We start from the raw sequence: 5,517 nt of genomic DNA on the forward strand, positions 1-5,517 counted from the left end.
TCAGATAAAAATCGAAAAAATATAAAAGCAAGTGGAGAGAAACGAATTGTTTTTCTCCACTTGCTTCATTTTAGGGACTTATCGGACAGCCCCTTAACTAATGAATAAGTTCAAGTTGCTCATATTTTTCTTCTTTATTTTTTCGTACATAATCATAGTTCTTGATTATATAATGCTTTGCTTCATTCTTAAATCTATTTCTAATGTTTACAGAATAGCTTTTATGATATTCATCAACGATATAATCTTTATATAGTTCGGTAGTTAATTCCGTTTTACTAATGATCATTAGTGCACGGCACTTTAAGTTTTTAAACTCTTCAGCAAGCCTACGATGTTCCCTCTCGTCGAAATCACCTGTAAACTCCATATTTCCATAATCACTAAAAATACAATCATATGGAGGATCAAGAAACATGAAGTCATTTGATTTTGCCATCTTAAAAATTTCAGAAAAATCTTTATTATATATTTCTGTTTTTTGAAGCAGGTTATGGTGTTGTTTAGTAATGATTTTTGTATTAAAGTTTTTGTATCTTCCAAAAGGAACGTTATATTCTCCTTTACTGTTATACCTTATCATCCCACTATAAGCAGTTTTATTTATAAAATAATAAATTACTGCGTCTAGCCATTTTCCTGATGGATAGTTAAATTCGTTCCTTAGCTCATAATATAGTTCTTCATTTTTATTTTCCACTCTGACACCAGCAGGAGCAAGAGCTTTTTTTTCCTCATATTCCTTTTGGTTTTTTTCATATATTTCCTGTAGTTCGTTTAATTGTTTAGTTACCTCATCAAAATTGTGCTTTAATTGAAGATAGAACTTATAAAGCTTAGAATTAATATCATTGATAACTGATTTTTCATGTTCTAAATGGAAGAATACAGCACCACCCCCAACAAAGGGTTCAAAGTAGGTTTCAATATCATTGGGTATATGGTCAATAAAGAAAGGAATTTCTGCTTTTTTTCCACCACGATATTTTAAAATAGGTTTCATCTAATAACCTCCAATTTAATAGTAGCTTGTCTACTACATTATACTAATTTAACATAACTATGATCCACAGAAAAGGAACAAATGTTCTGTTGTATAAAGGGAATTATTTGAAATAAATTAAAAGTAAGCGTCAAATAAAGTCTCCACCGTGATTAAAGATGACTTGTTGACCTGCATCCCGAATAGCCCGAGGTTTTACCTAATAACGCCTCTAGGTAATGGTCTAAATTCGTAATCATTTGATTTCGTTCATAAGAACTCGGATGTTCAGCGATTACTTGATTCCTCGTTTGATAAAAAATTCAAACTTGATCCTATTCGGGAGTCGGGAAAATAGATTATTCAGCTCTAGGTGTAGAAGTTATCTCTACAGATAACAAAGGATCCTACTCAACATTTTCAGGAATGTCTTTCGCTACTGCATATGCCACTAGTGTTATTACAGCAATCCTGAATAGAAGCGACTCAAAATATAATGCCAGCACTATCAAAGAAGAACTCTCCAATTATGTTGTGAAGTTAGGTGACAAAGTACAATTTGGAGAAGGTTTTCTAACATTACAAAAAGAAAGGGTAAAGGAAATTCTAAATGAAAAAGATGAAAAAGAAATTAATTAAATTATTAGTTGCTACTTTTTTGTTTATTAATATTGCTGGAGTTGCTCCGGTTGCATTTGCGGAAGAAATAACCAATTTCCCAAATACAGAAGAAATTTTTGAAAGTACAGAACAAATTGATGTAAGTATTGATGAAACAGTTGAAGTAGTTTCAAGTGATGATGATACAACAGTATATAAAGTATCCGCAGAAGAATTAGAAATTAACAATGACACCTTTGAGATGGTAGTATGTTTTCTACAAGAAAAAAATACAGTGCTTTATCAAAATTTTGAATAAATATACATATATGTGATCTATCCATCAAGGGCTTGACATGGATCCTCTGTAGCCATGATTCTTTAGCCAACAGTTTTGGCAAAACCAAAAAAGGTTATCATGGCTCCTCCTCCATGTAAATCCCCATTGCATATCACTGCATAAGGATTTTGCAATTCTCTGCACTTTTTGCTTGCAAAAAAACGTAAACCAATTATACTTTTTTACCCCGGTCATTTTACCGGATTAGACCTACGACTATTTGGGATTTTACATAATGAAGATCAGTATCAATTAACGAGAATATCATAGAGGAGAAGATTATGTGTTAGTTAAAGAAATATTTAAAAAAGAAATTTTTCGTCCGATTAATGAGGGTGTACGAAGTGCAACAATGGGCCAAGCATGGGTCATTGTCACATCTCAAGAAAAAATAAAAGCGTCACTTAATGTCCATAGCGAAAAAAGATTTTTCCAAAATCCAAGGACGTTTTGCGACCCGAATTAATTTATCTAGCGCAAATACAGATGAAGTCATTAAATGAGAGGGGTTTTCTATGACATATTATTATTACCTTGCCTCAGATATTAAACTACCATCAGGTATATACTCTAAAAGTGGTTTTATTAATTTAAATGGGAGTAAAATAGCTCTTGATCAAACTCTTGACTTAACAGAAAGTGATGAAAAAGTAGATGGATTCAATTATCCCGTGCAAATTGAAATCGTTTATGGTTTGTGTGATCCTGAAACTTTAGAAGCATATGATGATTTTGGATTGCCATTGCTTCATAAATATATTCTCGACGTATGCAGTTACTATAAGACATGTACCATTCAAATTGCTCACATTTTAAATACACACCGACACCCTTTAAAAATTGTAGAACGGAGAAAACTCTTATTGAATCAATTATCGAATCCTAAACAACTCGCTCTACATCATGGTGAATTGCTGACGATCAAGAAGATTCCGGAGTTCTAAGTTGATTAGACCGGTGAATTTACGAACAGTTGCATTTTGTTATTATGGGTAAAATGAATTTTAGTTTACTTATTCCTAGTGTGTAGATCTTCCATCAAAAAACTTGGATGCCTCATTCTGAACAGCCCTTTTTTACTATATTCGTCTTGGTATTATGTCAAGAAAATAGACATGTAAAAAAATTTACGTAAAATTTTTATTTTATAAAATAGTAAGTTTAGTCGTTCTCATCACTTTTCATCTAGTTAATTATTATATTTTTATATTAAATTTTAAAGATTATCTAACCCTCTTATTCCTTCATAAATGATTTTCTCCTTTTTATCATTACTTTACTCAACATGTCTCAAAAGTTCATATTTTTTTCATATATATTGTGAAAAATTTCACAAACAGATGTTATACTAACTTTGTAAGCAAAATAAATAATTTAGGGGGAGGAAGTAATACACATTGTGAAATATATCACAAAATCATTTCGTCGATTTTAAAGTATAGGGGCTGAACAAGATGCATGTATGGGAGCAAGTTTATAATCCATTGGAAAATATATGGCTTTCAGCTATTATAGCTGCCGTTCCTATCATCGTTTTTATTGTTTTGCTGACAGTATTTAAATTAAAAGGATATATAGCAGGGCTTTTCAGCATAATTGCTGCAGGCATTTTTGCCGTCTTTATTTATAAAATGCCTGCAATCTTAGTTTTGATGTCTGCGATATATGGAATTTTAGTCGGTTTATGGCCAGTAGCATCAATCGTATTTGCTGCTATTTTCCTTTATAAAATATCAGTAAAAACCGGAAAATTTGCCATTAGTATTTCTTTTATTACAGAGGATCAAAGAATTGCAAGTTCTTATTGGGGCATTTTTATTTGGAGCATTTTTAGAAGGAGCTGCAGGATTTGGAGCACCCGTTGCCATAACAGCAGCAATTTTAGTAGGGCTTGGATTTAGTCCAGCTCTGTTGTAAACAACGGTTCCTTATTTGCTCCACTTCAAGCTGTCACTGCTTGACAAATTGGAATAGCACCCGAAACGATGGTTGCTGTCAATGTAATGGGTGGTACAATGGCTAAAATGATTTCACCTCAATCAATTGCAGTTGCAGCTGCGGCAGTTGGATTTGCAGGAAAAGAAAGTGATTTATTTAAAGTGACAATTAAATATAGCTTATGTTTGCTTGCTGTAATTGGGTTAGTTAGCTGCTTCCTATTTTAATCATATAACATTTTAAGGGGGATGTATAACCATGAATAAAGAAAAAGTAAATCGTGTTGTAATCGTTGGAACAGGTGCTGTAGGCTGCAGTTATGCCTATTCACTAATTAATCAGGGGGTCGTTGAGGAATTAGTTTTAATTGATATAAATGAAGCAAAAGCTGAAGGCGAGGTGATGGATCTTAACCATGGAGTGCCGTTTGCACCTTCGCCAATAAAGGTATGGAGCGGTTCTTATCAAGATTGCGCCAATGCGGACTTAGTTGTTATCACTGCGGGATTGGCACAAAAACCAGGTGAAACCCGATTGCAGTTAGTTGAGAAAAATACGCGAATATTTAAACAAATTATAAAAGAGATTATGAAAAGTGGATTTAATGGCATATTTTTAGTGGCAACAAATCCAGTAGATATCTTAACTTATGTCACTTGGAAGGAGTCAGGACTGCCAAAGAAACGCGTCATTGGCTCAGGAACAGTCTTAGATTCTGCACGTCTAAGATTTGAATTAGGGAAGTATTTCAATGTGGATACAAGAAATATTCATGCAATTATCATAGGGGAACATGGAGATACCGAGCTTCCGGTTTGGAGCCATGCCAAGATCGGAATAGAGAATCTTGATGATGTTTTAGAGCGAAAGAAAGATTTAAAGAAAGAATGTTTAGAGGAGATCTTTGTAAACGTCCGTGACGCTGCTTATCATATCATTGAGCGAAAAGGGGCGACATACTATGGAATAGGAATGTCCCTTGTCCGGATTACAAAAGCAATTCTTAAAAATGAAAATAGTATTCTGACAGTATCTTCCTATCTAGAAGGTGAATATGGGCAAAATGATGTATATATTGGAGTACCAGCCAAGCTTAATCGTAACGGCGTTCACGAAATAATCGAAATTGAACTGAACGAAAAGGAACAAGAACAATTTAATTATTCCGTTTCAGTGCTAAAAGATACGATGAAATCTGTCATTTAATCCACTTGATGGCAAAGCGACATGCTCTATAGTGACCATTGTACCGGGAACGTTTAGGAAACAAGGATTGGGAAAACCAATTCCCGATTACAAACTGCTGCGAGGCTTGTTAGGATCAAAAGCTCAACTTACGTTTCTTTCCAATGCTTTTGTGCCAGTCAAGACAATGCCCGATTGGCTTCAATGGTTTGCGAAGATTAATCCAGTTTCGCATATTATTACTGCCGTCCGTGATCTGATCAATGCTGGAACTATTGGCTCGGATTTTGCTGTCTCTCTCATCGGGGCTACTGCCATTGTGGCAATCTTTGCGCCCATCACCGTCCGTGTATATATGCGCCGGGCATAAATTGGATAGTGTGAGTAAAATGTTTGTGGGAGAAATTCTTAGAATTCCCCGATGAGGGGGTTGGGAACGTAGGTTCGCAATCCCCCTCATCGGGGCCACCAA

At 34.4% G+C, this 5,517-nt stretch carries 7 protein-coding genes and 2 pseudogenes; 8 read left to right on the forward strand and 1 reads right to left on the reverse strand.

Features of this window, described 5'->3' with window-relative positions; genetic code table 11:
- Positions 1-97: 97 nt before the first annotated feature.
- Entirely contained in the window at positions 98-1,003 is a 906-nt protein-coding gene (locus FB379_RS18015; RefSeq protein WP_144598565.1) for a DNA adenine methylase, read from the reverse strand.
- A 589-nt stretch (positions 1,004-1,592) separates the two neighbouring features.
- Between FB379_RS18015 and FB379_RS18020 the strand changes: the two genes are divergently transcribed.
- The 8 genes and pseudogenes from FB379_RS18020 to FB379_RS18055 form a co-directional block, all read left to right on the forward strand.
- Positions 1,593-1,901, forward strand: a complete 309-nt coding sequence (locus FB379_RS18020) for a hypothetical protein (protein ID WP_144598566.1) — start codon at positions 1,593-1,595, stop codon at positions 1,899-1,901.
- 168 nt (positions 1,902-2,069) lie between these two features.
- Complete coding sequence (locus FB379_RS18025; RefSeq protein ID WP_242009369.1) at positions 2,070-2,192, forward strand: BREX protein BrxB domain-containing protein; 123 nt, start codon at positions 2,070-2,072, stop codon at positions 2,190-2,192.
- 13 nt (positions 2,193-2,205) lie between these two features.
- Positions 2,206-2,388, forward strand: coding sequence for a hypothetical protein (locus FB379_RS18030; RefSeq protein ID WP_144598567.1), 183 nt, complete (start codon positions 2,206-2,208; stop codon positions 2,386-2,388).
- A 49-nt stretch (positions 2,389-2,437) separates the two neighbouring features.
- Positions 2,438-2,866, forward strand: a complete 429-nt coding sequence (locus tag FB379_RS18035; protein ID WP_144598568.1) for a hypothetical protein — start codon at positions 2,438-2,440, stop codon at positions 2,864-2,866.
- A gap of 510 nt (positions 2,867-3,376) precedes the next feature.
- A pseudogene (locus tag FB379_RS18040) lies at positions 3,377-3,827 on the forward strand (L-lactate permease); the annotation flags it as partial.
- 65 nt (positions 3,828-3,892) lie between these two features.
- Entirely contained in the window at positions 3,893-4,087 is a 195-nt protein-coding gene (locus FB379_RS18045; protein ID WP_277874818.1) for an L-lactate permease, read from the forward strand.
- 31 nt (positions 4,088-4,118) lie between these two features.
- Positions 4,119-5,066: an L-lactate dehydrogenase gene (locus FB379_RS18050; protein WP_144598570.1), complete on the forward strand. Its 948-nt coding sequence runs from the start codon at positions 4,119-4,121 to the stop codon at positions 5,064-5,066.
- 127 nt (positions 5,067-5,193) lie between these two features.
- Positions 5,194-5,415 (forward strand): annotated as a pseudogene (locus tag FB379_RS18055) (ABC transporter permease); the annotation flags it as partial.
- Between the last annotated feature and the right edge of the window lie 102 nt (positions 5,416-5,517).

Source organism: Aeribacillus composti (assembly GCF_007827555.1).
Taxonomy (GTDB): Bacteria; Bacillota; Bacilli; order Bacillales; family Aeribacillaceae; genus Aeribacillus; species Aeribacillus composti.